General features: G+C 66.4%; 27 protein-coding genes and 1 pseudogene. 12 read left to right on the plus strand and 16 right to left on the minus strand.

Annotated elements, in window-relative coordinates; translation table 11 throughout:
• Positions 1-3: 3 nt before the first annotated feature.
• The 4 genes from AWC07_RS17270 to AWC07_RS17285 all read right to left on the minus strand — a co-directional run bounded on the left by AWC07_RS17270 (position 4) and on the right by AWC07_RS17285 (position 4342).
• Positions 4-447, minus strand: coding sequence for an Rv1352/Rv1906c domain-containing protein (locus AWC07_RS17270; RefSeq protein ID WP_036419508.1), 444 nt, complete (start codon positions 445-447; stop codon positions 4-6).
• A 96-nt stretch (positions 448-543) separates the two neighbouring features.
• Positions 544-2037, minus strand: a complete 1494-nt coding sequence (locus AWC07_RS17275; protein ID WP_085105165.1) for a glycosyltransferase — start codon at positions 2035-2037, stop codon at positions 544-546.
• Positions 2038-2066: 29 nt separating this feature from the next.
• Positions 2067-3086, minus strand: a complete 1020-nt coding sequence (locus AWC07_RS17280) for an NAD-dependent epimerase/dehydratase family protein (protein ID WP_036412895.1) — start codon at positions 3084-3086, stop codon at positions 2067-2069.
• A complete protein-coding gene (locus AWC07_RS17285; protein WP_036412897.1) occupies positions 3083-4342 on the minus strand; it encodes a nucleotide sugar dehydrogenase in 1260 nt (419 codons plus the stop codon). The genes AWC07_RS17280 and AWC07_RS17285 overlap by 4 nt, the downstream gene beginning before the upstream one ends.
• Before the next feature lie 292 nt (positions 4343-4634).
• Between AWC07_RS17285 and AWC07_RS17290 the strand changes: the two genes are divergently transcribed.
• From AWC07_RS17290 to AWC07_RS17300, 3 genes are all read left to right on the plus strand, one after another.
• On the plus strand, positions 4635-5093 hold the full coding sequence (locus AWC07_RS17290; protein WP_051507968.1) for a GtrA family protein: 459 nt from the start codon (positions 4635-4637) through the stop codon (positions 5091-5093).
• Positions 5094-5110: 17 nt separating this feature from the next.
• The gene (locus AWC07_RS17295; RefSeq protein WP_036412898.1) at positions 5111-7015 is read left to right on the plus strand and encodes a hypothetical protein; all 1905 of its coding nucleotides are present in this window, start codon (positions 5111-5113) and stop codon (positions 7013-7015) included.
• Between the two features lie 137 nt (positions 7016-7152).
• Positions 7153-7365 carry a dodecin gene (locus AWC07_RS17300; protein ID WP_023373419.1) on the plus strand — a complete coding sequence of 71 codons (213 nt, stop codon included), beginning with the start codon at positions 7153-7155 and terminating at the stop codon, positions 7363-7365.
• A gap of 20 nt (positions 7366-7385) precedes the next feature.
• Here AWC07_RS17300 and lipL read toward each other — a convergent pair whose 3' ends face one another.
• From lipL to mutA, 4 genes are all read right to left on the minus strand, one after another.
• Positions 7386-8672 (minus strand): esterase/beta-lactamase LipL, encoded by a 1287-nt coding sequence (lipL, locus tag AWC07_RS17305; RefSeq protein WP_036412899.1) that lies wholly within the window; start codon positions 8670-8672, stop codon positions 7386-7388.
• Positions 8673-8736: 64 nt separating this feature from the next.
• The gene (gene meaB, locus AWC07_RS17310) at positions 8737-9708 is read right to left on the minus strand and encodes a methylmalonyl Co-A mutase-associated GTPase MeaB (RefSeq protein WP_036412925.1); all 972 of its coding nucleotides are present in this window, start codon (positions 9706-9708) and stop codon (positions 8737-8739) included.
• 100 nt (positions 9709-9808) lie between these two features.
• Positions 9809-12070, minus strand: a complete 2262-nt coding sequence (gene scpA / locus AWC07_RS17315) for a methylmalonyl-CoA mutase (protein WP_036412901.1) — start codon at positions 12068-12070, stop codon at positions 9809-9811.
• Between the two features lie 5 nt (positions 12071-12075).
• A complete protein-coding gene (mutA, locus tag AWC07_RS17320; protein WP_036412903.1) occupies positions 12076-13941 on the minus strand; it encodes a methylmalonyl-CoA mutase small subunit in 1866 nt (621 codons plus the stop codon).
• Between the two features lie 190 nt (positions 13942-14131).
• Here mutA and AWC07_RS17325 point away from each other — a divergent pair, with 190 nt between their 5' ends.
• Positions 14132-14899 carry a TVP38/TMEM64 family protein gene (locus AWC07_RS17325; protein ID WP_036412905.1) on the plus strand — a complete coding sequence of 256 codons (768 nt, stop codon included), beginning with the start codon at positions 14132-14134 and terminating at the stop codon, positions 14897-14899.
• Positions 14900-15209: 310 nt separating this feature from the next.
• Here the strand turns inward: AWC07_RS17325 and AWC07_RS17330 are convergent, their stop codons facing one another.
• Positions 15210-15569 (minus strand): Rv2640c family ArsR-like transcriptional regulator, encoded by a 360-nt coding sequence (locus AWC07_RS17330; RefSeq protein ID WP_036412907.1) that lies wholly within the window; start codon positions 15567-15569, stop codon positions 15210-15212.
• 101 nt (positions 15570-15670) lie between these two features.
• On the opposite strand from AWC07_RS17330, the gene AWC07_RS17335 reads away from it, so the two are divergent.
• The 3 genes and pseudogenes from AWC07_RS17335 to arsB all read left to right on the plus strand — a co-directional run bounded on the left by AWC07_RS17335 (position 15671) and on the right by arsB (position 18050).
• Positions 15671-16120: an ArsI/CadI family heavy metal resistance metalloenzyme gene (locus tag AWC07_RS17335; protein WP_036412909.1), complete on the plus strand. Its 450-nt coding sequence runs from the start codon at positions 15671-15673 to the stop codon at positions 16118-16120.
• A 51-nt stretch (positions 16121-16171) separates the two neighbouring features.
• A complete protein-coding gene (locus AWC07_RS17340) occupies positions 16172-16561 on the plus strand; it encodes an ArsR/SmtB family transcription factor (RefSeq protein WP_036412911.1) in 390 nt (129 codons plus the stop codon).
• Positions 16558-18050, plus strand: a pseudogene (gene arsB, locus AWC07_RS17345) (ACR3 family arsenite efflux transporter). The gene AWC07_RS17340 and the pseudogene arsB overlap by 4 nt, the downstream one beginning before the upstream one ends.
• Before the next feature lie 108 nt (positions 18051-18158).
• Here arsB and AWC07_RS17355 read toward each other — a convergent pair.
• Both AWC07_RS17355 and AWC07_RS17360 read right to left on the minus strand, forming a co-directional pair.
• On the minus strand, positions 18159-19556 hold the full coding sequence (locus AWC07_RS17355) for a sensor histidine kinase (protein WP_085105166.1): 1398 nt from the start codon (positions 19554-19556) through the stop codon (positions 18159-18161).
• Positions 19553-20293 carry a response regulator transcription factor gene (locus AWC07_RS17360; protein ID WP_051507969.1) on the minus strand — a complete coding sequence of 247 codons (741 nt, stop codon included), beginning with the start codon at positions 20291-20293 and terminating at the stop codon, positions 19553-19555. The genes AWC07_RS17355 and AWC07_RS17360 overlap by 4 nt, the downstream gene beginning before the upstream one ends.
• An 83-nt stretch (positions 20294-20376) precedes the next feature.
• Between AWC07_RS17360 and AWC07_RS17365 the strand changes: the two genes are divergently transcribed.
• The 4 genes from AWC07_RS17365 (at position 20377) to AWC07_RS28855 (ending at position 22177) form a co-directional block, all read left to right on the plus strand.
• On the plus strand, positions 20377-20697 hold the full coding sequence (locus tag AWC07_RS17365) for a hypothetical protein (RefSeq protein WP_036412915.1): 321 nt from the start codon (positions 20377-20379) through the stop codon (positions 20695-20697).
• 89 nt (positions 20698-20786) lie between these two features.
• On the plus strand, positions 20787-21263 hold the full coding sequence (locus AWC07_RS17370; protein ID WP_036412916.1) for a hypothetical protein: 477 nt from the start codon (positions 20787-20789) through the stop codon (positions 21261-21263).
• 60 nt (positions 21264-21323) lie between these two features.
• The gene (locus AWC07_RS17375; protein ID WP_036412917.1) at positions 21324-21941 is read left to right on the plus strand and encodes a TetR/AcrR family transcriptional regulator; all 618 of its coding nucleotides are present in this window, start codon (positions 21324-21326) and stop codon (positions 21939-21941) included.
• 107 nt (positions 21942-22048) lie between these two features.
• Positions 22049-22177: a hypothetical protein gene (locus AWC07_RS28855; protein ID WP_425271257.1), complete on the plus strand. Its 129-nt coding sequence runs from the start codon at positions 22049-22051 to the stop codon at positions 22175-22177.
• On the opposite strand, the gene AWC07_RS17380 is transcribed toward AWC07_RS28855, so the two are convergent.
• Genes AWC07_RS17380 through AWC07_RS17390 form a run of 3 tightly spaced genes read right to left on the minus strand, consistent with a single transcriptional unit; the run spans position 22174 to position 24141 of the window.
• Positions 22174-22530, minus strand: a complete 357-nt coding sequence (locus AWC07_RS17380; RefSeq protein ID WP_036412918.1) for a DoxX family protein — start codon at positions 22528-22530, stop codon at positions 22174-22176. The two genes, AWC07_RS28855 and AWC07_RS17380, sit on opposite strands and share 4 nt — an antisense overlap.
• Before the next feature lie 9 nt (positions 22531-22539).
• Positions 22540-23685, minus strand: a complete 1146-nt coding sequence (locus AWC07_RS17385) for an SPFH domain-containing protein (protein WP_036414865.1) — start codon at positions 23683-23685, stop codon at positions 22540-22542.
• Between the two features lie 21 nt (positions 23686-23706).
• Positions 23707-24141: an NfeD family protein gene (locus AWC07_RS17390; RefSeq protein WP_036414862.1), complete on the minus strand. Its 435-nt coding sequence runs from the start codon at positions 24139-24141 to the stop codon at positions 23707-23709.
• A 57-nt stretch (positions 24142-24198) separates the two neighbouring features.
• Between AWC07_RS17390 and AWC07_RS17395 the strand changes: the two genes are divergently transcribed.
• Complete coding sequence (locus AWC07_RS17395) at positions 24199-25149, plus strand: hypothetical protein (protein ID WP_036414859.1); 951 nt, start codon at positions 24199-24201, stop codon at positions 25147-25149.
• On the opposite strand, the gene AWC07_RS17400 is transcribed toward AWC07_RS17395, so the two are convergent.
• Positions 25115-26158, minus strand: a complete 1044-nt coding sequence (locus tag AWC07_RS17400; RefSeq protein WP_036414856.1) for a ferrochelatase — start codon at positions 26156-26158, stop codon at positions 25115-25117. The two genes, AWC07_RS17395 and AWC07_RS17400, sit on opposite strands and share 35 nt — an antisense overlap.
• Positions 26159-26163: 5 nt before the next feature.
• Positions 26164-26973, minus strand: coding sequence for an NADH-dependent enoyl-ACP reductase InhA (inhA, locus tag AWC07_RS17405; protein ID WP_036414850.1), 810 nt, complete (start codon positions 26971-26973; stop codon positions 26164-26166).
• Positions 26974-26975: the final 2 nt, after the last annotated feature.

The following is a 26975-nucleotide window of genomic DNA, read 5'->3' on the forward strand; positions in this document are numbered from 1 at the left end:
TCGTCATCCGAGTCCCGTGACGCTCGGGACATGCATCATCTGCCAGGTACCGCAGTCTTGCGTCAAGAACGCGGTGTCACTCTCCTTGATCTCGATTCGCTGCGGACCACTGCCCTTCCAGCTATCGATGATGTCGCTCGTGTCAAGGCTGCCCAGCCGCGCCCAACTACAAATCGCCCCACCGGCTGTGCGATACATCCCCGGCATGATATCCACCCCGACCAGATAAGTGCCGTCCCTATCGATGACACCGGTGTATGTGCCGAAGGGGTCAATGACCGTCTTGGAACCCGGAGGTGGCGGCGGCTTGAGACCGTCCACCGTTTGCGGGGCGGTGGCCTGCACGGTGACGGTCTGCGTGATGGTCACTGTCGAGGCCGTGGTGTGCGTGCCTCCCCCGCACGCTGAAAGCAGTAGTGCACCGGCAACCACTGCAAGGGGCTTCATGCAGATGGATTGTAGACGGAGCCAACTCGATATATGGCCACTTTCTGCCAAAAAGCTCGCTACCATTCGAGCCCCTCGGGTTAGCTCCAATTCACTTCAGCTACGGGGCTTTTCGCGCCGAGCTCGGTCAGAGTCGCCCGGTCGATGGCGGCGCATTAGCTGTGCGGCCGCGATCGCGGCCAGCCCACCGCCTGTCCAGCGCAACATCGGCCGCCGCATGGCCAGCCCGTACCAGTGCAGATACGCCGGCAGCCAACCCGCCAAGTCGAACTTGCTGGTGCCGGCGGTTCGGTCTTCCCAGCTGCTGGGTACCTCGTCGACCCGATAGCCCAGCAGGTGCGCCTTCGTCGTGAGCTCCAGCCCCACCTCGAACCCGCGCAGACTCTCCACCGGGACATCGTCGAGGAAGCGGCGACTGTACGCGCGGAAGTTGGTGGTGGCATCATGGGTCGGCACTCGGCCCACATAATGCAAACTCAGCCCCGCCGTCCGCGACATCAGCGTCTTCAGCCGGGGCCCGCCCTGTTGGGAGCCGCCGGGCATGTACCGCGACCCGCTGACGACGTCGGCTCCCTCGTCGCGAATCTTGGCCGCCATCAAGGGAATTGCCGACGGCGGATCGGACAGGTCGGCCATGCTGGTGACCACGACATCACCGCGTGCGGCGGCGAAGCCGGCGATCAGCGCATTGGCCACGCCCTTGCCGATAGAGTTGCGGACCAGCCGGACGGTGACCGGCTTGTCGGGCATGGCGGCCAGCGCCGGCAACGTGGTGTCCTCGTCGAAGTCATAGCAGACCAACAGTTCATGAGGCATGTCCGCGAGCGCCTCCGCGAGTCTGCGGACGCAGACCTGGATATTCTCGCCCTCGTTGTAGACCGGGATGACCACGCTCACCAGCCGCTCGCTTCCGGCCGCTACCCGTGCCTTGCGGGCGCGGATCACGAACTGCTTGCCGAAGACCGGCCACGCCATTTTGGAATGCAGGTACAGCTGCACCAGCACCGGCGCCTGCGGCCACGGCGACCTCGACGTGTACGGCAGGAACCGGTCATAGGTGTCGACGATTTTGAGCTGGTTGGACTCCAGCAGTTCGATCAGCGAGCGGTCGCTGATCGGCACGCTGTGGTCCCAGAAGTCCCAGTAGTCGCCGCCGACGAAGCGAATATTGGGCCCCATGGCGATGAAGTGCCCACCCGGTTTCAGCACCCGGCGGGCCTCGGTGATCGTGCGTTCGACTTCGGCCTTACTCGCCAGATGCTCGAGCAGGTTGCTGGTGAAGACTACATCCACCGAGTCATCGTCGAGGAAGCTCAGATCGGCTGCGCTACCGTGATGGAACTCGACGCCGGCCTCGAGCATGCCGGCACTGTCGGGGTTCAGGTCGACGCCTATTCGTCGAGCGGCACGCACCTGATTGAGGAATTCGCCGTAACCGCAACCCAAGTCCAGCACCGTGTCGCTGCGCCTGATCCATGCCTGGAAGAAGTCGCGGACCAGCACGCCCCAGATGGCCGATCGCGCTTCCCGGGCGTGGCCGAACCGGTTGCGGTAGAGCTGTTGAAGATCGGGCTCACCCGCGATTCGCATGGCGTCCTTGCGGATACAACCCACACACGTCAGATGGTCCCCGCCTTGACGGCGTCGGCAACCCAGGGTATGACCTCGTCGAGCATGGCGTCCAGGGTAGTTGTGGCTTCGAAGCCGAGTACCTCCGATGCCTTGTGGACGTCGGGTGAGCGCAGCTGCACGTCATGCTCGAACGGCGGATCGCTTTCGTAGCGAAACGGGGTGTCGGGCCGCATTTTGCGCCAGATCACCTCGGCCAGCTCCAGCACCGTGGTGGCCTCGGGTGTGGACAGGTTGAAGTCGCCGTTGAGCGCGGCCGGGTGCTCCATGCAGATGCGGATGCCGCGCGCCAGGTCACCGCCGTAGGTGTAGTGCCGTATCTGGGTACCGTCCCCGAGGATGTGCAGCGGGTCCTGGCCCTTGGCCACCTTCTGAATCAGATCCGGCACCACATGGCTCATCGCGAGTTTGACGTTCCCGCTGGGGATTTCATGCCCGCCCAGCGCCCGCTGCTCGCCGGTGCCGACACAGTTGAACGGGCGGATGATGGTATAGGGCAGTCCATACTGCTCGTAAGCGCCGTGGGCGAAATACTCACAGGCCAGCTTCTGGAACCCGTAAGTGCTTGTCGGAGGCGGACATTCGGTGATGTGCTTTTCCGGCGTCGGGAAGACGGTGGCGTTCTCGAACACCATCGACGAACTGATCACATTGATCTTCTTGAGCCAGCCCTTGCGATAGGCATAGATTGCGGTATCGAAGTGGGCGGCCGCAATTCGCTCATTCTCGGCCAGCAGGTCGTAGGCGTACTCGTGGAAATAGGTGATACCACCGATGCGGGCCGCGCTGGCCACCATCTGATCGCAGCCTTCGACCAACCGGAACATCAAGTCGACGTCTTTGACGTCGCCCTCGACGAAGTGGTACCGCGGGTGGTCGTCGTAGCTTTTGCTGACCGGCCCGTATTTCGAGTAATTGTCGATCCCGACGACTTCGTGGCCGGCGCGCAGCAGCTCTTCGACGACGTAGCCATTGATGAATCCGGCGCTGCCGGTTACCAGGATCTTCACCGGGCCACCGCTTCCGGCCCCAGCGTCGCCAACTGGGCTCCGTTGAGCGCGTCGGTGTCAAGCTCGCTCACATCCAGGCATCCCCAGACATCCTCGACGATCTTGCCACGCGGCACCGGAAGACCTCGGTAGGCCGAGTGGGGAACGCCGACCACGATGACGTCCGCACGATCCACCACGGTGTCCAGCGGGTAGTAGTCCTTGCCCGCCAAGAACGGATCGTGCAGCAGCACTTCCTTGGCTTCCAGCATCAGCAGATGGCGCAGTTTGAAGCTGAGCGAGTCGCGGGTGTCGTCGCAATCGGCCTTGAACGTCATGCCCAGGATGCCAACGGTCTTGTCGCGCAAGTTAACCCGGCGCTTAAGCATGTTGACGATGAACTGCGGCTGGCCCTCGTTGATGAGCATGGCCGCGTGGCCGAGCATGAAATTGTTGTTGCTGAACGCCGCAAGCTGCATGGTGTCCTTCAGCAGGCACGGGCCGGCCGCCAGCCCGGCCCGGGGCAGGCTGTCGACCCGAAAATTCTTGTACGTGGCCGCATGGTGGACCCGGTCGAAATCAAGTCCGGCTTCGCGGCTGAGCAGATAGAACTGGTTGGCAACCGCGAACTGGATATAGCGGTAGCTGTTGCAGAACAGTTTGGCCAGCTCGGCTTCCTGCGGCTCCACCTCGATGATCTCGCTGGTGATTCGCGAGAACAGCTCGCGCACCACCCGCCGGCCCTCGGCGTCGAACCCACTGATGACCTGCGGGATGATCCGCAACTCCCGGATCGAATGGCCCTGCGCGATCCGCTCGGGACAGAAGGTGACGTGAACGCCGATCCCACGCTCGGCGAACATGTCCTGGACCCGCTGACTCAGTCCCGGGTAGACCGTGCTTCGCAGGATGAGCGTCTGCCCGTCGTGGAAGTAGGGGCTGATCTCGTCGATGATGCGGAAGAACGTGTGCGCCTGCGGTGTCAGGTATTCGTCGACCGGGGTGCCGACGACGCAGATCACGATGTCGGAATTCCTGACTACCCACGAGTCGGTGCTGGCGCTGATCCGCCCGGTCGGCAACAGCCGCTTGAGCAGATCCTCGGCGCCGTTCTCGATGAAGGGCATCCGGCCGGCCATGATGGTCCGCAACGCCTCGGCGTTGGTGTCCAAGATGTCGACGGTGAAACCCTCGTCCGCCAACACCAGCGCCAGCGGTAATCCGACATGCCCGGCGCCACCGACTATGCAAATACGCTCAGCGGGTTGAGTTGCCACGTGAACCGTCGCCTCCCCTTCCTGTTCCCGGTCTGGTCCAGGGTGCTGGACCATAACAAAACCAATCGTCGTCTGTATAGATGGTGTTGGAGCCTACGAGATCAACGCCCGACCACGCGGCATTTCACGCGAACCAACAAGGCCGATCCCCCGCGGCTCCGTTGACGGCGGCAGCCTTTCGCGACAGCATTTCACGTGGGCGCCGACCTTGTCTTTTGAATGACAAAGTTCCGGCACTCCGATTCTCTGGTTCTGACCCGAGGCGACGTGAGTCCTAGTACCTTGACTCACCATGGAGCTCGCGGGGGGCTGGGTCGCGCACACCAACACCACCGGCACCGATGCAGCGCGCAAGAAGTTGCGCTACACGGCCGTAGCGCTGGTCTTTCTGCCCATCGGGCAGGGTCTCATCCAGGTGTTGGGTCCGTGGCTGAACAGCTATACCAGGGCTTCGCTGCTGGCGGCAGCCATCGCCACGGTTCCCAACTTCTTCGCCAACAAGCACTTCGTCTGGCGCGCGGCCTCGGGCAAGAACCTCCATCACCAGGTGCTGGTGTTCTGGACGGTGGTGATGCTGGCCGTCGGACTGGCCACGTACCTCACCTACCTGGTCGACGACGCCATGGCCGGTCACAGCAGACCCGTCCACGGCATCGTTGTGTTCCTGGTTCAAGTGCTCGGCTTCGGCCTCGTATGGATCGGCCGCTACCTGATCCTGGATCGCTGGCTGTTCCGCGAAATCCGCACCTGAATCGATAGCTTGCCGGGATGGTGGCGACGCGCGCAGGTCGCGTGAAAGCGTGGTGTTCGACGGCCGGTTGGGGGTTGGCTCGTTGGCAACGGTGCCTCGCCGCGCTGCTCACCGCCGTCCTGTTTTGGCCGCAGTCGTCGGTCGACGCCGACATCGGGGTCGACCCCTCCTGGGAGGCCGCCGTCGCGCTGGCCCGGATTCACCATCTCGCGTGGGGCCCCGAGATCGTTTTCACCTACGGACCCCTGGCATTCCTCCAGAACACCGGCTACTACTCGACCCAGCAGGCGGTGCTCGCCACGTTCTACCAGGTGGGCGTCATCGCCGCGCTGTTCCTCGGCGTCGCGGCTGCCCTGCGCCGGCGCTACCCGGCTACAACGTCGCTGGTCGGCGCGTTCGTGACGACCGGAACCACCGCCATTCTGCTGGGTCCCATGTATCCCGAGGTGGTCGTTCTGGCCGCGTTCGCGTGGGCCAGCCTGCTGCTCTTGCAGAACGACCTGAAGCGGTCGACGGCGTTCATCACGTCCGTCGCGCTGGCCGCGGTCGGCGGCTTCGAGCTGCTGGTGAAGTTCAACACCGGGCCCGTCATCGCGTTCATCGCGTTGGCGGCTTCCATCTTGCGGGACTGGCGAGCTGTGGGGCGCCACTGCGCAACGGTGACCGCTTTCGGGGCGTCAATCCCGATCTGGTGGCTGCTGGCGGGTCAGCGACTGGGGAACCTGCCCGTCTGGCTTCGGTACAGCGGCCAGATCGTCTCCGGCTATATCCATGCGCAGGCCGTACCCATCCCGCTCGATGCCGCAGGCGCGGCGCTGCTCACCGTTGCGTGGCTCGTCGTGGTTTGCGCAATGCTGGTGCGCGGGGGCCGAGTAATCCCGCGAAACTACGCGATGCTCGTCGCCGTCACCTCGGTGCTGATCGCCAAGAGCGCGTTCGGACGCTACGACACCAACCACTTTTCCGCGCTGTTGGGCCTGATGGTGATTGCGGTGGCCATCACCCCGCTCTACGGCATTCTCCGGCCTCGGTTCGAAATCGCCGTGGTGGTGATCCTGGTCGTGTTCCTCATCGGGACACTGGTGATCGAGCAGCGACCCCTCGCGGTGCTGCAGGCTCCCGTGCGCTCGGTCGATCGCCTGGCCACAGTGGCCTTTCCCGGTCGCGCGGCGGCGCACATCCGCCAGAGCAAGGCACGCCAGCGCGGGCATTACGGCATTCCCGAGCGGTTCGTCAAAACCATCGGGTCTGCAGCGGTTCACGTCGATCCCGACGAGACTTCGGTCGTATGGGCGTATGACTTCGCCTGGCGTCCGGCGCCCGTCTTCCAGACCTATTCGGCCTATACACCCACGCTGGACAAACTGAACAGCGAAACGCTGGCCGCCGGGCCACAATTCGTGCTGTCGCGACAATCTCCGACCTCGCCCGCCGTCGGCATCAACGGCCGGCTCGGCGTGCAGGAAAACCCGCTGTATTCACGTACGCTGCTGTGCGACTTCACTGTTGACGGCGTCGAGAACCACTGGGAGCTGCTGGCGCGCAGTCAACCCCACTGCGGACCGCTGGCCCTGCTCTCGGAAGTTGTTGTGCGCGAAGGAAACCCGGTTGCGGTGCCGGCACCAAGTGGGCCGCACACGGCGGTCTTGGTAGGCATCGACCTGGACCGGACCATCGTCGATCGGCTCTTCATGGGATCTCTCGTTCCGCTGACCACCTACACGGTGGCCCTCGACGGGGTCAGCTACCGCCTCACCGCCGGCAACGCCGCCGAGCCGTTTCTGGTCAACACACCGGATTCGGTCACCGCCACCAACCTCGAGATCCACTCCCACACCATCGGTGTCGGCCGAAGCCGATCGTTGGGACAGCACAACCCCACCGCACGACTGCGCTTCTACGAAATGCGAATCAGCCGGTAATCACCGGCCGAGTTCGAGCGTTCTCATCAGCGGGCAGGCGCGTCGGCACCTCACCCGGCCGGCAGTGCAGCAAGATGATGCTTCGAGCCTTCGGTGCCTTCGAGGGCGCCGTCAACCACTGAACACAAGGGGATGCGATGAGCAATCACACCTACCGGGTTATCGAGATCGTCGGAAGTTCACCCGACGGAATCGACGCCGCGATCCGCAATGGTCTGGATCGAGCGGCGCAGACCATGCGCAGCCTGGACTGGTTCGAGGTGGAGTCGGTACGCGGCCACCTGGTCGACGGCGCCGTCGGCCACTTTCAGGTGACCATGAAAGTCGGCTTCCGCCTAGAGGATTCGTAGGCCGAGGCCACCCCCGACCATCAACCTGCGACCGCATCCGGCTCGGAATACGGCGCTCCGAATCCCGTCACCGGCTGGTAGCCGTGCTTGCGCGCCTTCTCGGCAGCCTGCCGGATCAGGGCGTAGACAGCGACGAAACCGGCGTGGTCGGTCGCCACCAGCGGGGTCAGCAACCGGTTGTGCACCAAGGCGAACGCCAACCCGGTCGCCGGGTCGGTCCACCCGACCGAGCCGCCCATTCCGACATGCCCGAACCCCGGCATCACGTTGCCGATCGGCAAACTGTGATAGCCCAGGTGGAAGGCCAGCGGCACTAACAGATTCCGATCCGGCCGAAGCCGCCGCTCACCGGTCAGTCCCGCGATCAGCTCCGGCGACAGGAACCGAGTCCCGTCGATCTGGCCGCCGTTGGCGATCGCACCGTACATCTTCGCCAGCGCCCGGGCCGTCACCACCCCGTTCGCCGCGGGAATCTCGGCGTCCAGCATGGGGATATCGCCCTGGACGGCGGCCAGGACGCCCGGGAAGTACATCGAGCGGAATCCGCCGGAGATCTGGTTGGCGATCTTGTGCATCGCGTAAGTCAGCACCGGGTTGGCGGCGACATCCTGCGGCATGATGATCTGCGCCGCGCGGGTGGGCGATCCGGCCGGCGGACGACCCAGGTGGAAGCCATCGGTGTCGAGTGGCTCGGCGAGCTCCTCGCGAAACAGGGTGCGCATGCTCTTTCCGGTGACGGCCCTGGCGAGCCCGGACATCAGCCAACCGAAGGTCAGCGCGTGATATGCCGATTTGCCCAGCAGACGTCCGGGGGCCGCGGCGGCCAGCCGCTCTTCCATCACGACGTGATCCATCAAATCGTCCATGGTGGCGCCGCGCAGACCCGACAAACCGGCCTGGTGCCTCATCACGTCGCGCACGGTGAGGTTCGCCTTACCGTTGGCCGCGAACTCCGGCCAATACTCGGCGACCGGGGCCTCGTAGTCGATCAGCCCCCGATCGGCCAGCCGGTGGATGACCGTGGCCGCCATGCCTTTGGTCGCCGAGAACACCATCGGCGCGCTGTCCGCCGACCACGGCACCTCAGCGCGCCGGTCGGCCCACCCTTTCCAGACGTCGACGACGGGCTGCCCGTCGAGATACACCGTCAGTGCCCCGCCGCCGGTCCGGCGGGAGGGAAACATGCTGGAAAAGAAACGAACGACGCACGCAAAGTGGGAATCCGCCGCGCCGCACAGCCGATGACCTGCGTCAGGGTCATCGCGGAAAGGAACCGCGCGTCGATTGACTCCGATGTCTACCGTCACACCTTCAAATTTACTTGGATTTCACAGAGGCCAGTGTCAAACCGGAATTTTATTTACCGTTCCGTTAGGACGATGCCGCCTGGAGTATTTGCTGAGCCGCCAAGGCCGGGGTCAACTCCCCGGCTCGGACCTGGCACTCCACATGAGAGCGGATCTTACGCACCTCTGGGTGCGACAGCACCCGGTCCAACACCGCGTCGCGGACCAGCTGCCACGTCCAGTCGACCTGCTGCTCTCGCCGGCGGGCTTCGAACTCTCCGGCCTCGGTGAGCACCCGGCGATGGCGCTCGACGGTCTCCCACAGCTCGGACAGACCGGTCCCCTCGACTGCGCTCATCGTGAGAACCGGTGGACGCCAAAGTGTTTCACGAGGATGGATCAATCTCATCGCCCCGGACAGCTCCCGGGCAGCGATCCGCGCATCGCGCAGGTGTTCGCCGTCGGCCTTGTTCACCACCACGATGTCGGCGAGCTCCAGCACACCCTTTTTGATGCCCTGCAACTGGTCGCCGGCACGCGCGAGGGTCAGCAGGACGAAGGTGTCGACCATGTTGGCGACCGCGACCTCGGACTGGCCGACGCCGACGGTTTCGATCAGGAGTACATCGAAACCGGCAGCTTCCAACAGCACGACCGTTTCCCTGGTGGCCTTTGCTACTCCGCCCAACGTGCCCGAGGTTGGCGAGGGCCGGATGTAGGCATCCGGGTGGATGGCCAGCCGCGTCATCCTTGTCTTGTCACCCAGGATCGACCCGCCGGTGCGCGTCGACGACGGGTCGACCGCGAGGACCGCAACCTTATGCCCCTGCTCGATCAGATACATCCCGAGCGCCTCGATGGCGGTCGACTTGCCCACGCCGGGAACGCCGGTGATGCCGACGCGGTGCGCCTTGCCGGAGTCCGGCAGTAGGGCCAGCAGCAGCTGTTGCGCCTGCTCACGGTGGTCTTTGCGGGTGGATTCCAGCAGGGTGATGGCCCGTGGCAGCGCGGCGCGGTCGCCGCTGCGGATGGCCTGCGCCAGTTGTTCGGTGGTCACCTGGCCGGCCCCGTCGCGGGCACCGAGCGTAACGCCACTGCGAAAAAATGCGCCAAATTTCGCCGTGACGTCACGCTCGCGGGAAGGTTTTGGCCGGCCACTAGTCCAGCGCATATCCCAGACGCTCGGCCAGCTGGTGCAGCAGGCCGATGGCGGCGTCGGCGATCACCGTTCCGGGCGGATAAATCGCGGCGGCCCCGGCAGCGTGGAGCTCGTCGAAGTCACGGGGCGGGATGACCCCGCCGACCACGATCATGATGTCGGGCCGACCCACTTTCGCCAGCGCGTCGCGCAGCGCGGGCACCAGAGTCAGGTGCCCGGCGGCCAGCGAGGACACGCCGACGACATGAACGTCGTTGTCGGCGGCCTGGCGGGCGACCTCCTCCGGCGTGGAGAACAGCGATCCGACGTCGACGTCGAACCCGATGTCGGCGAATGCGGTGGCAATCACCTTCTGACCGCGGTCATGGCCGTCCTGGCCCATCTTCGCCACCAAAATCCGCGGCCGGCGGCCGTCGGCCTCGGCGAACTTCTCAACGAGTTCGGTTGCTTTGGAAAGCGGGGTGATGTTGCCGCCTCCTTCGACTTCGTCACGGTAGACGCCGGCGATGGTACGGATCTCGGCCTGGTGACGGCCGTACACCTTCTCCAGCGCGTCGGAGATCTCGCCGACGGTGGCCTTGGCGCGCGCAGCGTTGATGGCCAATGCCAGCAGGTTATTGCCCAGCCCGTCTTCCCCGGCGCGGCCCTGGGCGGACGCGGCACGGGTCAATTCGGCCAGCGCGGCCTCGACCGCGGCCGGGTCGCGGCCGGCCCGCAGCTCCTGCAGTTTGGCCAGCTGTTCGGCACGCACCCGGCTGTTGTCGACCTTGAGCACCTCGATCTGCTGCTCCTCGTCGACCCGGTACTTGTTCACCCCGATCACCGGTTGCTGACCGGAATCGATGCGGGCCTGGGTGCGGGCGGCGGCTTCCTCGATGCGCAGTTTGGGAATGCCGTCGCTGATGGCCTGCGCCATGCCCCCGTGCTCGACGACCTCCTCGATGTGGGCCCGCGCCCGCCGGGCGAGCTGATGGGTCAGCCACTCCACGTAATACGAACCGCCCCAGGGGTCGATGGGCCTGGTGGTGCCCGATTCCTGTTGCAACACCAGTTGGGTGTTGCGGGCGATGCGCGCCGAGAAGTCGGTGGGCAGGGCCAGCGCCTCGTCGAGGGCGTTGGTGTGCAACGACTGAGTGTGGCCCTGGGTTGCGGCCATCGCCTCGATGCAGGTGCGGGCCACGTTGTTGAAGACGTCCTGTGCCGTCAGCGACCAGCCCGAGGTCTGCGAATGGGTGCGCAGCGACAGCGATTTCGGGCTTTGGGGTTCGAATCCGGCCACCAGCTCACTCCACAACAGCCGGCCGGCGCGCAGCTTGGCGACTTCCATGAAGAAGTTCATCCCGATGCCCCAGAAGAAGGACAGCCGCGGCGCAAACGTGTCGATGTCCAAGCCGGCGTCCAGGCCGGCCTTGATGTAGTCGACGCCGTCGGCCAGGGTATAGGCCAGCTCCAAATCGGCTGTGGCTCCGGCCTCTTGGATGTGGTAGCCGGAAATCGAGATGGAGTTGAACTTAGGCATTTTCGCGCTGGTGTAAGCGAAGATGTCGGAGATGATCCGCATCGACGGCTTGGGCGGATAGATGTAGGTGTTGCGGACCATGAACTCTTTGAGGATGTCGTTCTGGATGGTGCCGGCCAGCTTCTCCGGCGGCACGCCCTGCTCCTCGGCCGCCACCACATACAGCGCCAAAATGGGCAGCACCGCGCCATTCATCGTCATCGACACACTGACTGCGGACAGGTCGATCCCGTCGAACAACTGCCGCATGTCGAGGATGGAATCGATTGCAACACCAGCCATTCCGACGTCGCCCTGCACTCGTGGGTGATCAGAGTCGTAGCCGCGGTGGGTGGCCAGGTCGAAGGCCACCGACAGGCCCTTCTGGCCGGCGGCCAGGTTACGGCGATAGAACGCGTTGGAGTCGGCGGCGGTGGAAAAGCCGGCGTACTGGCGAATGGTCCACGGCTGGTTGACATACATCGTCGGATAAGGGCCGCGCACAAACGGCGGCTCGCCGGGAAAGCTATGCAGCGGGTAACCGTCGGCAGCGGCGGCACTGCGGTCGGCGGCGACGTAGACCGGTTTGACGTCAATGCCTTCCGGGGTGTGCCAGTGCAGCTGGTCGGGTGAGTAGGCGTGCGCGGCCGCGGCCGCGGCGACAAGCTCGTCCACCGCCTGTTCGGTGGCCGGCTGCCCGGCGCCATCGCCGTGCAGCGGGACATCGGCGAAACTGCCGATAGCGGGTACGGTCGTCGTCATCGTGGCTACGCTCCCAACCGTGTGAGCAAATTCGACAAAGCTTCCAGCGCATTGATTTTCGCGGTCAGGAACTCATCGGGCCGATGTGCCGTCGAGTCCCCCAGTGCTTTTTCCGGTCCGGCCAGGTAGACGCGCTCGACGCCGGCGTTCCTCGCGGCCTGTGTCACGTCGGCGGCCTCGTCCCGGTAGCGCTTGTCGGTACCGCAGATCACCGCCACTGTCGGCGACCCCGACTCCGCCACAACCTTTGCCACACCAGCCGCGTCGACTGGTCCGGGGTTGAGCGCCTCGATGCCACCGGAGGCCAACAGGTTCGCGACGAACGTCGTCCGTTTGTTGTGCTCGGCCAGCGGACCCAACGGCAGCAACAGCGCTCGCGGTCGCGACCCGGTGCGGGCCAGGAAGATATCCGAGCGATCACGCAGTGCTTCGAACCCGGCGGCATAGCGCACCAGGCTTCCGCCGTTGCCCAGCGAATCACCTTGTGGCAGCGGGGGTTCCTCGAGATTCGCAAATTCGTTGACGCCAGTGATCGCGAGGCGGCGATGTGCAATGTCGTCGGTGCGGCGAGCGGCAAGCTCGGCGATCTGGCCGGCAAGATAGTCATGGGCAGCGACGAAACCGCCGTGCGCCTCGATGGACTGGAAATGCCGCCAAGCCTGTTGCGCCAGTTGTTCGGTGAGATCCTCGACGAACCACGAACCGCCGGCCGGATCCAGCACCCGGCCCACATGTGATTCCTCTAGCAGCAACAGCTGCGTATTGCGGGCGATGCGGCGCGCGAAGCTGTTCGAAGTGCCGGGAAAGCCGCCGGGAATCGCCACATCGAACGGATGCACCAGCACCGTGTCGGCGCCGCCGACACCCGCGCCGAAGGCTGCCAGGGTGCAACGCAGCATGTTCACCCACGGGTCGCGCTGGGTCATCATCGGCAGCGACGTCTCCGCGTGCACGGTGACCGCGCCGCCATCCGGGTCTCCGGCGACTTCGGCGACACGGGCCCACAACTGGCGGGCGGCCCGCATTTTGGCCAGCGTCATGAACTGGTCGTCGTCGGCGGCCAGCCGCAGGCTGATCTGCCGCAATGCCTCGCCGACCGGAATCCCGGATTCGGTGAGCAGCCGCAGATAGGCCACCCCCGCGGCGATGGTGCCGGCGAGTTCCCAGGCCGCGGTGGCGCCCACGTTGTGAAAGGCCGGTCCGTCGACGGTGATGGCGCGCACCCCCCGATCACCCGCGACCCGCGTGGCGACCGCCACGACGTCCTCGACGGTCGGGGCGAAACGATCGCTGAACGAGGCTGTCAGGGGATCGCCGCCCAGATCGATCGACACTGTGGCGTGCTGGTCGGGGTCGAGTTTGGCCACCAGCGCGAGCATGGCCTCGCAGGCTGCCGGGTAGTCGGCGCCGGCATCGAGGATGACCGGCGCCAGGTTCAGGTACACACCGGCAAGCAGCTCGCCGAGCTGGTCGGGTTCCACACCGTGTTTGCCCACCCTGATCAGCAGCGCGCTCACTCCCTCGCCGAGCGCGGCGAGCACCGCCGCGTTGGCGTCTTCGGGCGTTATCGCGTGCGGAGGCGGAAAGGCCTCGGCGACCTTCCAGCCCGCATTGACGTCGCGCAGCGCGTCACCGCCGCGCACATAGGGCCATCGGCCGGGTAGGGAGGGCTCGGGCAGCTCGTCGAAAACGGTATAGAGGGCCCGGATAGCGAACCCGTCGTAGGTCGGGGTGTCCAGCAGCCGCTCGGGACGATCTCCCGATTCGGCGGGTCCGCGGCGGCTGGACTTGGCAAGCACACCGGCGACCGCGCTGCGCCAACGCTCGCGAACCTGTTCTAGGTCGGCGAGCCGGGGTACATCAATGGACACCGACTGCTCCTATTTCCGCAGCAATTGACGAGGTTGATCCGAGACTGCCACGTAACTAACAAGGCTAATTGATGACGGCCGTCACACCGGTGGCGAGGTGTGGGTGAGGCCGGATGTGAGCCAGGGTGGGATGGGAAACGCCAGCCCGGCGAAACGGGATATTCACCTTCGACCCGTACCCTTGGTAGGCGTGACGGCTCCCGCCATGTGCAAAACCACCGATACGGTGCGCGGTATCGTTATCGCGCTCGGTGCGGCTGTACGCCAGCTGTCGCTACCGCGGATGGTGGTCACCGTGGTGGGAATCACAGTTCTGGTACTCGTGGCGCTGCTTGTTCGGCTGCCCACCGCGGTGCAGCTGCGGGATTGGGCCACCTCGGTGGGCCCCTGGTTGCCGCTGGCTTTCCTGGTGGCCCACGTGGTCGTCACGGTGCCGCCGTTTCCGCGCACCGCGTTCACCGTAGCCGCAGGCCTGCTGTTCGGACCGCTGGTCGGTGTGATGATCGCGGTAATCGCCAGTACAGCGAGTGCGGTGATCGCGATGCTGCTGGTGCGCGCGACCGGATGGCGGCTTGACCGGTTGGTACGCCGCGGCGCGATTGCCCGGCTGGACGAGCGGCTGCGCGAGCGCGGATGGCTGTCCATATTGTCGTTGCGGTTGATTCCCGCCGTACCCTTCGCGGCGATCAACTATGCCGCCGGCGCCTCAGCCGTGCGGGTCATGCCCTATATGTGGGCCACCCTGGCCGGTCTGCTCCCCGGCACCGCCGCGGTGGTGATTTTGGGCAACGCGCTCGCCGGAGACGGCAGCCCCCTGTTGACCCTGGTTTGGGTGTGCACGGGCACCCTGGGCATGGCGGGCCTGATCTTCGAGATCCGTCACTATCGGCGCCAGCACCGCCGCAGCCTGCCCCGCTATGACGACGAGCCTCTGCGCGAGTCGACCGTCACCCACTGAGCCGGCGACTGCACCGAGCGGTCACGCTGTAACCAGCGCATTTCCTACCTAAATCACCTTCTCCGGATACCCGCCCCCCAGGGTTGGTGTGCCGGGTGGCTGGTCGGCTAAGGCACGGCTAAGGCGGCTTCGACGGGCGAGGCGGCGCCCGCGGCACCGGCGCTGTCGGCGGGGATAGCGGCGGGGATGGCGGCCATCTCGGCCGTGGCGGCGCGGGCGCCCAGTTCGACACCGCAGGAGCGAACGTTCGCCCATCGCGACACGGCAATGGGCGCCCGGGTAGCCCGCACCCCGGCCCACCACGACCGGTTCAGCTACAGCAGCGCGGGTCCAGAACCGTGCACAGTGCCTGCAGGCCATGCGGGTGGGCGCGGTGAAAGACGTACATGCCGCGACGGTCGGAGCGGACCAGGCCCGCATTGCGCAACTGGGCCAGGTGATGGCTGACCGTGCCGTCCGACAGGCTTAGGGCCGCGGCCAACTCGCCGCTGGTCTGCTCCCCCGCGCTGGAGCTGAACAGATACGACATGATCTTGACCCGGGCCGGATCGGCCAAGGCCTTAAGCCGCAGTGCCACCTCGAGGGCGTCGTCGTCGCTCATCGGCCCCGCGGCCACGGGAGCGCAGCACACCGGTTGGGAGATATCGATTACGGGCAACGCTTTAGGCATGATCCCACGATGCCAGGTTTCTTGACATATATCAAAATAGTGGCATCATGGGCATTCGACATCAGTTCGATATATGTCTAACCGACTGGAGGTTGTTTCCGATGCCCCGTGTCCAACTGGCTCTCAACGTCGATGACCTGCAGAGCGCGATTACGTTCTACTCCAAGCTATTTGGCACGCAACCGGCGAAAGTCAAGCCGGGTTACGCCAACTTTGCGATCGCCGATCCGCCGCTGAAACTGGTGCTGCTGGAAAACCCCGGCTCCGGTGGCAGCCTGAACCATCTTGGGGTGGAGGTCGACTCAAGCGCCGCGGTGCATGCCGAAATCGCCAGGCTGACCGAGGCCGGCATGTTCACCGAGGAGGAGATGGGAACCACCTGTTGTTTCGCCACCCAGGACAAGGTCTGGGTCGCCGGCCCCGGCGGGGAGCGCTGGGAGGTCTACACCGTGCTGGCCGATTCCGAAACCTTCGGCGCCAGCCCGGCTCGCCCCGGCGACGGGGACGCTGCGTGCTGCGGCGCCGAGGCTGCGGCGACGTCGTGCTGCTGACTCCCCGACTGCTGGGTTGCGCCTTGATTCGATAACTGTCAATATCGAAGTATGTCGAAACAGGCTGAGCCGACTGGCGTCGGCGATCCGTGTTGTGAGGTCAGCCCATTGGTGACCGAACCGCTGAGCGCCCCGGCGGCAGCGGTAATGGCGGCCCGGTTCAAGGCCCTGTCCGATCCGGTACGGCTGCGCCTGCTCTCGGCGGTGGCCAGCCACGCCGGCGGGCAGGCCTGCGTGTGCGACATCGCCGCCGGCCTTGACGCGCTCGGGGTTGGTCAACCGACCATCTCCCATCACCTCAAGGTGCTGCGCGAATCCGGGCTGTTGACCTCGCAGCGCCGCGGCACCTGGGTCTACTACGCCGTAGTGCCCGAGGTGCTCACCGAACTATCGGAGCTGCTGGCCGGTGTCCCCGCGACCGCAGCGGCGGCAGCCCGGTGACCGATACAGGCCGGCTTTCCACGCTGGATCGATTTCTGCCGGTGTGGATCGGGCTGGCGATCGCCGCCGGGCTGGCACTGGGCCGGCTGATCCCAGGCCTGGGCGGGCTGCTCAGCGCCGTCCAGGTCGATGGGATCTCGCTGCCGATCGCGGCCGGGCTGCTGATCATGATGTATCCGGTGCTGGCCAAGGTCCGCTACGACCGGCTCGACACCGTTACCGCCGACCGCCGCCTGTTGATCGGTTCACTGCTGTTGAACTGGGTGGTCGGCCCGGCGGTCATGTTCGCCCTGGCCTGGTTGCTGCTGCCGGACCTGCCGCACTACCGGACCGGGTTGATCATCGTCGGGCTGGCCCGCTGTATCGCCATGGTGATCATCTGGAACGACCTGGCCTGCGGTGACCGCGAAGCGGCCGCCGTCCTGGTCGCGCTGAACTCGATGTTCCAGGTCGTCATGTTCGCCGTGCTGGGCTGGTTCTACCTTTCGGTGTTGCCCGGCTGGCTCGGCCTGCCGCAAACCGGCATCGATGTCTCGGCGTGGCAAATCGCCAAATCCGTGCTCATCTTCCTCGGTATCCCCCTGGCCGCCGGATACCTGACCCGTCGGCTCGGAGAACGCGTCAAGAGCCGGCAGTGGTATGAGACCCGGCTGCTGCCCCGACTCGGGCCCTGGGCTCTGTACGGACTGCTGTTCACCATCGTGATTCTCTTTGCCCTGCAAGGTGATCAAATCGCCTCCCGGCCATGGGACGTCGCCCGTATCGCGGTACCCCTGCTGGCCTACTTCGCCGTCATGTGGGCCGGGGGCTACGCGCTGGGACTAGCGTTGCGGCTGGGCTATGCCCGCACTACCACGCAGGCATTTACCGCCGCTGGCAACAACTTTGAACTCGCCATCGCGGTGGCAATCGCCACCTTCGGCGCCTCGTCCGGTGAGGCGCTGGCCGGAGTGGTCGGACCGCTGATCGAAGTGCCCGTGCTGGTCACCCTGGTATACGTCTCTTTGGCGCTGCGGCCGCGGCTCTTCCCGTCACCGCCGACCGCGACCCGTCCGGTGGAAAGGCTGCGCTCATGACCGATACGCCTAGCGTGTTGTTCGTCTGCGTGCACAACGCCGGCCGCTCCCAGATGGCCGCCGCTCTGTTGACCCAGCTGTCCGAGGGCCGCATCGAAGTCCGTTCGGCCGGAACCGAACCCACTGACCGGATCAACCCGGTCGCAGTGGCCGCGATGGCCGAACTGGGCATCGACCTCACCTCGGCGACCCCGAAGGCACTCACCCCTCAGGCCGTGCAGACCAGCGATGTGGTGATCACCATGGGCTGCGGCGACGCGTGTCCGTACTTTCCCGGGGTGTCCTACCGCGACTGGAAACTCGACGACCCCGCCGACCAGCCCCTTGACGTCGTGCGGGCCATCCGCGACGACATCACCGCACATGTTCGTGCACTGATCGCCGAACTGCTGCCGGCACCCACTACCGGGTAACGAGCTAGAACGCTTGTGTGCCAATCGGTTTCACGCCGACTCCGGCATGGTCCTCAGTACCGAACCAAACCGCCGCCCTGATATCGGCGGCCGACGTCCCCCGCGCATCTAACGGCCGGCGACCGCAGGCAACGTGAGCCGGAATTGCGCGCCGCCATCATGCGGCAGGCACACCAGGTCCCCGCCGTGTGCCCGAGCCAGCGCCCGCGCGATCGGCAGGCCCAACCCGGCACCACCGTGGTCTCGGGCGCGTCCAGCGTCCAGGCGCACCAGGCGCTCGAAGATGCGGTAGCGCTCGTCGTCGGGGATGCCCGGGCCGGTGTCGGTAACGGTGACCTCGGCTACCCCGCTGCCGGCGCTCAGCTCGACGGTGATGGACCCGCCCGCGGGGGTATACCTGCGGGCATTGTCAAGCAGGTTGGACAGTATCTGCGCCACCCGCGTCGGGTCCGCCGCGATGGTCAACTCGGCGAGGCCGGTCCGGTTGATCGTGAGGTTCGGCGCCAGCATGGCGACCCGGTGCACTTCGGCTTCGACAATGGCACCCAGGTCGGTGTCGTGCACATCCAGCGATAGCCCGGTGTCGATCCGGCTCAGATCCAGCATGTCGGCGACCAGCCGACCGGCCCGGCGGGCGTCCGACAACAACAGGCTGGCGCGACGGTACTGACCGCGCGCCACAGCGTCGGCCACGTGCTGGCTGGCGCTGGTGGCCAGCTGTTCGGCGGCGGCCTGGATCCCGGCGATCGGGGTGCGCAGCTCATGAGCAGCATCGACGAGGAATTGCCGGGTCGCGCTCTCGGCTCGCTGCGCCGATTCCGCGGCTTGCCGCGCCCGCAGCTCAGAAGCTTCCAACGCATCCAGCATCCCGTCGAAAGCGCTTGCGGCCCTGCCTAATTCGGTATCGGTGCGATCCGGGTGCAGCCGACGGCCGCGGTCGCCGGTGGTGATGTCCAGGGCGAGCGCGGCGAGCCGGTCCAAGGGCCGCAGCGCCGTCCTGCTGACCGCAACCAGCAGCAGTGCCGCCACCGCCAACGTTCCCAGCCCGGCAGCGATCATTAGCTGACGCAGCTGACGGGTCACCTGGGTGGTCTGCGTGGTGTCGGCAACCAGGATCAGCCGGGAACCGTCCGGCAGCGGGTGCACCACCGCCGTTGCAGTGGTGTCGGGTGGCAGGCCGGGCGGCGCCGGGACGACCGGGCCCGCGGTGGTCGCGGGGCTGATGCTGCGATCACCATAGGCGCTGCCGTCGGCGGTCACCAGCAGGGCCCGCACACTACCCCCGTTGAGCTGGGCGGCAAGCAATTCGGGTGATGTGTGCGCGGCCACCAGCGCATCGGCGCGCGAGGTGGCCGCCATGAGCCGATCCCGCAGATTCCGTCGAGCCTGCAGCCCCAGGCTGACGTCGACGGTGACACCCAGCACCACGAGCAACCCCACTAATAGGGCGACTACCAGCAGCACCACCCGACGCTGCAGGGACGGCGTCGGCGTCGCGACCGTCATGCCCGTGGTTGGAGTCGGTATCCGATGCCGCGAACCGTGTGCAGCATCCGCGGGCCACGGGCCTCGAGCTTTCGCCGCAGACTGCTGACGTGGACTTGCACCAGATTGGTGTCGTAGGCGTCGTAACCCCACACCGCATTGAGGATCTGACGGGCGCTGACAATCCGGCCGCGTTGCTGCACGAGAAAGTCGAGCAGCCGAAGCTCGGTGGCGGTCAGTTCCAGCCGGTGGCCGTCGCGTGCGGCGACTCCGGCGTCGACGTCGAGGATCAGATCGCCGACCTGGACCACGCGCGGTAACCGGCCCCGCCGCCGCAGCACCGCCCCCACCCGTGACACCAGCTCGGCGAGTTCGAAGGGTTTGACCACGTAGTCGTCGGCGCCGCCGTCAAGACCGCGCAACCGGTCGGGCAGGCCGTCGCGGGCGGTGATCAACACGATGCTGATGTCGCCCCACGCCTGGATGACGTTGATGAGGTCGAAGCCGTCGCGACCCGGCAACATCACGTCGAGCACCACCAGATCGGGCCGCAGTCCCTCCAGGACCTCTTCCAAATCTTCCCCGTCACAACGGGTCTCGGTGTGATAACCGACGTCGGCCAACGCTTCGCCGACCATTTCCCGAATGGTCTCGGAGTCCTCGACCACCAGCACTCGCGGCGTGCCGACACTGAACCGGCCGATGCGCCCCGCCGCCGAATGACCCGCGACGCGGTCCGGGCGCGAACGATCGGTCATGGCTCCATTGTTAACGTGCGGTGCTGAGATCAATCTGAAGCACGCACGTTTGTCCCAACCAATTTCACCGACATGGGGAGCACATGACCGCCCACCACACCAACCCGCCACCCCCACCGGCAACCGGAGCCGCAGCCGGGCGGCGCCATTCCACCGGCGTGGTGATCGGTGCCGCGGTGGCGGGTTTGGCGATCGGCGCACTCGCCGTCTTCGCGGTCACCGGCGTCACCTGGAAAATCCGCGTCGAGCTGCCCGCCCCGCTGTATCCACCCGCGCTGTCAGCGACGCCACCGGTGAGTAATCCCCTGTCACCGCCGGCAGCGCCGACAGCGCCGACATCGGCGCCGAGCAGCTCCCCCGCGCCGCCACCGGCGCCGTTGCCGCCATTGCCGCCTGGTCAGTAAGCAGCTTCGAGCACCCGAGTTTCTTCAGATCCACTTCAAGTACGGCCGTTAGCGTCGCGACTACCGAACACCCCGACGTGAGGAGCCGTATGACCGCCGACGAGAACACCACCACCACCGGCCCTGTCGCAACTCCCGCACCAGCCGGGCCCCCACCGGCTGTCGTCGCCGATCCCGGACGTGAGCGCCGCCGTTTCTCGCTGGCCGCGCTGATCGGCGCCGGGGTTGCGGGCCTGATCCTGGGCGCAGCCGGCAGCATGGCTGCGATCGCGTTCGCCTGGCTGATCAGCGTCGGGCCACCGCCACCTCCCCCGGGGCCGGGGCCCATGCAAATGCCGGGGCAAGCGTTCAGCCACGGCCAACCGCCCCCTCCCGGTCCCGGCGGCCCACCCGGGCCGGTCGCGGGAGCTTTCCGGCCGATGCCCGGGCCGATGGGCGTGCCGCGTGGTCCGCGGCCGCCGACGCCACCGCAAGCCGGGCCTTTCGGCCCGGGTCAGCCACCGGGAGCGCCCGATCAGCCGCCCGCACCACCGTCGTCGCAACCGTCGCCGACGCCCCGCCCCTGATGCGTCGCGGAGCACGAACCACGCAACCACCGGAGTGAACATACGTTTATAATTGTAAACGTGCGTTTACCCCAGCCGGACGACCGGACAGCGCGAGCACGAATCCGTGACGAGGCCCTGCGACTGTTCGCCGAGCGCGGCCCCGCCGCGGTCACGATGCGCGACATCGCGACCGCGGCGGGAGTGTCTGCGGCCTTGGTCATCCGCCACTACGGCTCGAAGGACGGTCTGATCGAGGCCGTCGACACTCATGTCGTCGCGACCTTCGACGTGCTGCTGACCGAAATCACCGACCAGACCGGGGCATCGGGCCTCGGCCCGGCAACGGTGCCCGGCCTGCTCGACGGCCTGGCCACCCACCTGCCGCCCGACTCGGCGATCCCGGCCTACCTGAGCCGGATGTTGATCGCCGGGGGTCCGGCCGGGTCGACATTGTTCGAACGCCTTTTCCGGCTCAGCAAAGCCGCTCTGGACGCCATGGTGGCCGCCGGCACGGCCAGTGCCGGCGCGGATCCCGAGATGCGCGCCGCCTTCTTGCTGGTCAACGATCTGGCGCTGCTGACCCTACGGCCACGGCTGATCGAGGTGCTTGACGTGGACCCGCTCACGGCTACCGGGATGCAGCGCTGGGCCGGCGAGGTCTTCTCGATCTACCGCGACGGACTCCTCAGCACCTGACGAAGGTTTGGAGGCTAACAATGTCCCTATTGGCGTCCCTATTGGCGTCCCTATTGGCCCCGGCCGGCGCACGGCTGTTACGCTCCCGCAGGCTAATGCGTGCGCCCATGGCCGCCTACCGCAGCCGCCACCCGCGAGCCTGGCGACAGCTCAAGCCGGCACTCGAGCAGACTCTCGGCACTGCCATCACCGACACCGACACCCCACTGCCGCTGGTCGAGTTGCGCCTCGACTAAACCCGGTCCGGCCCCTTGGCCGTCATCGCCGCGAACAGCGCCAGAAACAGGGCCGCCGGAATCGCCCGGACACTGAAGTCTCGTGCGCGAATATGCGTGCCCAGCGCCAAGACGAAGTACACCGTCAGCATCGCCGTCGTCAATCGCGCCAACGCGGGAAACCGGGTGGCCGAGAGCAGTCCGACCGCCGAGGCGGCCTTGGCCACGGGCAGGACCGGACGAATACCGGCCGGCACTCCCAGGTCGTCGAGCAGCTTCTCGATCGGTGCCAGCGGGATCGCGCATGCCACCGCATCGCCGGCCTGAAACACCGCCAGGGCCGCATAGGTTTTCGGTGAGGTCAAAAGGCCCATCAGCTGCTCCTAGCGCCTGAGCTCCGGCGGCGGACCCAGCGGATTTTCCGCCGGTGTGCGAGCTATCGCCTCGGCCTTGGCCACCGCTTGGGCGATCGTCGGGTCGGGCTCGGTGGAGAACCACTCGGCGACCTCGGCGTCGTCGCCGTCGGCGGCGTGCTTGGGCAGCTCCTCGACCGGAGACGGCTCGAAGCGGAACACGCCGTCCTCCCCCGGCGTGCCCAACAGCCTGGTGAAGCCCTGCAGCGCCGCACTGAAATCGCTGGGCACCACCCATACCTTGTTGGCGTCGCCGCGGGCCATCTCCGGCAGCGTCTGCAGGTACTGGTAGGCCAGCATCTCGGGTGTCGGCCGGCCGGCCTTGATCGCCGCGAACGTCTTCTCGATGGCTTTGGCCTGCCCCTGCGCCTGCAGGTAGGCCGCGGCTCGCTCGCCCTGGGCACGCAATATCCGCGACTGCCGCTCGGCCTCGGCAGCCAGGATCGCGGCCTGCTTGGCGCCCTCGGCCGCAAGAATCTGCGCCTGCTTCTGCCCCTCCGCCTGCTTGATCGCCGCTTCCCGGGTGCCCTCGGCGGTCAGGATCATCGCCCGCTTTTCCCGGTCGGCCTTCATCTGCTTTTCCATCGACGCCTGAATGGACGGCGGCGGGTCGATGCTGCGCAATTCCACCCGCGCCACCCGCAGACCCCAGCGGCCGGTCGCCTCATCGAGCACCCCGCGCAACTGCGCGTTGATCTGATCGCGGGACGTCAGCGTCTGCTCGAGGGTCATGCCACCGACGACGTTGCGCAGCGTGGTGGTGGTGAGCTGCTCGACACCGACGATGTAATTGCTGATCTCATAGACCGCGGCCTGGGGCACGGTGACCTGGAAGTACACCACGGTGTCGATGTTGAGGGTCAGGTTGTCCTCGGTGATGACCGGCTGCGGCGGAAACGACACCACCCGCTCGCGCAGATCCACCCGGGCGCGGACCCGGTCGATGAACGGCACCAACAACGTCAACTGCCCACTGACGGTGCGGCTGTAACGACCCAACCGCTCGATCACCGCGGCCTCGGCCTGCGGGATCAGCGCAACCGACTTGGCCACCACAATGATGGCGAATATCACCAGGACGGCCAGAAATACCAGGCCGGCAACGGCACCTTCCACCGGGATTCCTTTCTCGAGTTGCTACGCGTCTTTGAATACGACCGCGGTGGCTCCGTCGATGTGCACCACGGTCACCGAATCACCCGGTTCGAACACGTCGCCCTCGTTCAGCGGACGCGCCGTCCACACCTGGCCGTCGATTTTGACCTGGCCTTCATCACGGGCGACCCGATCCAGCACCAGCGCGCTCTTGCCCTCCAGCGCCTTGATCCCCATCGGCACGCCCTTGCCCGGCGTCAGCCGCCGCCGCAACGCGGGGCGAACCAGCACCAGCAACAGCACCGACACGATCAGAAACACCGCACCGTCGGCCCACACCGGCCAGTCCATCAGCCAGCTGCTTGCCGACGCCGCCAGCGCGCCGCCGCCGAGCATCAGCAGGAACATGTCGCCGGTCAACGCCTCCGCGCTGGCAAGCGCCAACGCTGCGATCAGCCAGATCAGGGCGACGGGCATGCGCACAGAATACGCGCGATCCCCGGCAACCGTGCCCAACAACTAGACTGCGAGATCATGTGGTGTCCCAGTGCAACGCTTTCGATGTGGGCCAACGCCTGGCTCGCCGGCAAGGCCGCGCCCGACGACCTCTTGGACGCGTTATCCCTCTGGGCCCCAACGCAATCAGTCACGGCGTATGACGCGGTCGCGGCCGGACATACCGGCCTGCCATGGCCGGACGTGGATAGCGCCGGGACGGTTTCGCTGTTGGCAACGTTGCGTGCTGCCGCGGGCCGGGGAAGGACGTCGGCGCCGGGCCCGCCGGATCGGCCGCGCAGGACGATCAACGTTGTTTTGCCGGTGCCGGGCGATGTGCGCGGGCTTTCCGCCGGAACACAATTCGAGCGCGACGCGCTGGCCGCGGGCGAAGCCATCATTATCACCAATCCCGATGACCCCGGTCGATCTATCGGACTGGTCCCCGAGTTCTCTTACCGCGACACCGAACATGCCTCCGACGACGATTCGGGCCTGCCCGAGTTGTGCGCACTGTCGTGGATGGTGTACTCGCTGCCCGACACCCCGGTGTTGGACCACTGCGAACTGGGCGACGCCGAATACGCCCTGCGGGCCGCGGTGCGCTCGGCAGCCGACGCGTTGGGCGCCATCGGCATGGGACCCAGCGCCGCCGGCATCGCCAACCCGCGCGGCCTGGTCGAGCAGTTGCTGGAATCCGCACGGCAACACCGCATTCCCGACCATGCGCCGTCGCGCGCAGTGCGGGTGCTGGAGAACGCCGCCCACGTCGACGCCATCATCGCGGTCAGCGCCGGCCTCAGCCGAATGCCTGACTCCGCAGCCGACCGCTTCATGCCGCGCCCGTCGGCCGGTCTCGAACTGATCAGAGCGCAGTCGTCGTCGGAAGTGCAGACTGCGTTCGACGCATTGCGGCCGCTGACCGCGGTGGTGCGCTCCGCGCGGATAGCCGCCGTCAGCGCGATCCTGCATTCAGCTTGGTCGGACTGACCTCCCGTTCGCGCGCAACGCAATGCGGCGGACGGCAGGGCTCGCCGTTGATGCCGGCCAGACAGCCGGGCACCGGGTCGGGGCCGCTGACCCGCGACGGCGCCCGACCGTAGCGAAGTTCGTCGATCAAATCCGCGGCCAGCCGGGCGAACCGCCGATCGGCGTTGGGAGTGCCGGCCCGGGCGAATACGATACCCAATGCCTCTGCCTGTAAGCGCAATTCATGGTCGAGATCCCACACCACCTCGATGTGGTCTGCGACAAATCCAAGGGGACAGACGATCACGGCCGCGGTACCGGCTGCGTGCAATGTGGTGAGGTGGTCGCCGACATCGGGCTCCAGCCACGGAACCTGTGGCGGGCCAGAGCGCGACTGCCAGACCAGGTCATAGTCGGCATATCCGGCGGCCTTTGCGACAAGGGTTGCGGCATAAGCGACTTGGCGGCTGTAGAGGCGGGGCCCCCAGCCCTGGTCGGCAACCACCGGGATCGAATGCGCGGTGAACACCAGTCTCGCGCCATCAGGCACGGTTTCGGCGGACGCTGCGATGGCATCGGCGAACATCTCGACGAACAGCGGATGGTCGAAGTAGGGCCGTAGCTTGACCAGCTCGGGCGCGTCCGGGCCGGCCGCCCGGCGGGCGCGGGCAATGTCTTCGGCATACTGCGCGCAGCTGGAATAGCCGCTCCACGCCGATGTCGCAAACACGGCGGCACGGCGAATGCCATTGTCCCGCATGGCGATTACCGTATCCTCGACGTAGGGCTCCCAGTTGCGGTTGCCGAAGTACACCGGCAGGTCCAGTTCGGCATGAAGCTGGTCGATCAGCGCTCGGTTGATGCCGTTGATCGGTGATACACCACCGAAATGCAGGTAATGCTCGGCCACCGCATCGAGGCGCTCGGGGGGCACGCCGCGGCCCCGGGTGACGTTCTCCAGGAACGGCCGCACCTGCTCGGGCCCCTCCGGCCCACCGAAGGACAACAGCAGGACGGCGTCAAATTCCATGCGGGCTACAGCAACTGGGTGTGCGCGCCGCCGTCAGCGAAGATGATGTCCCCCGTGGTGGCCGGCAGCCACTCCGACAGCAGCGCGCAGACAGTCTTGGCGACCGGCGTAGGGTCCTTCATGTTCCAGCCGATGGGCGCGCGCTGGTCCCAGCCCTCCTCGAGCAGCTGGATCTGCGCGCCGGCCTCTTCGCCCAGCGCCCCGCCGACAATCGCGCTCATCGCCAGAGTCCGGATCGGCCCGGCGGCAACGAGGTTCGAGCGCACACCGTACTTGCCGGCCTCGCGCGCCACGAACCGGTTCACCGACTCCAGCGCACTCTTGGCGACCGTCATCCAGTTGTAGGCCGGCATCGCCCGGCTCGGGTCGAAGTCCATGCCGACGATGGAGCCACCGCGATTCATGATGGGCAGCAACGCCTTTGCCATCGAGGCGTAGGAGTACGCGGAGATGTGGATACCCTTGGACACGTCCTCGTAGGGCGCGTCGAAGAATGGGTTGATACCCATCCCGCTTTGCGGCATGAAGCCGATCGAGTGGACCACGCCGTCGAGTTTGTTGCCCTCGCCGATCACTTCGCCAACCCGGTTTGCGAGAGTCGCCAGGTGCTCGTCGTTTTGCACGTCGAGTTCCAGCAGCGGCGCCTTCTGCGGCAACCGGTCGGTGATCCGCTGGATCAGCCGCAACCTGTCGAAACCGGTCAGCACCAGCTGCGCGCCCTGCTCCTGGGCCACCCGGGCGATGTGAAACGCGATCGAGGAGTCGGTGATGATCCCGCTGACCAGGATCCGTTTGCCGTCCAGCAGTCCTGCCATTT

The organism is Mycobacterium gastri (assembly GCF_002102175.1).
Classification (GTDB): domain Bacteria; phylum Actinomycetota; class Actinomycetes; order Mycobacteriales; family Mycobacteriaceae; genus Mycobacterium; species Mycobacterium gastri.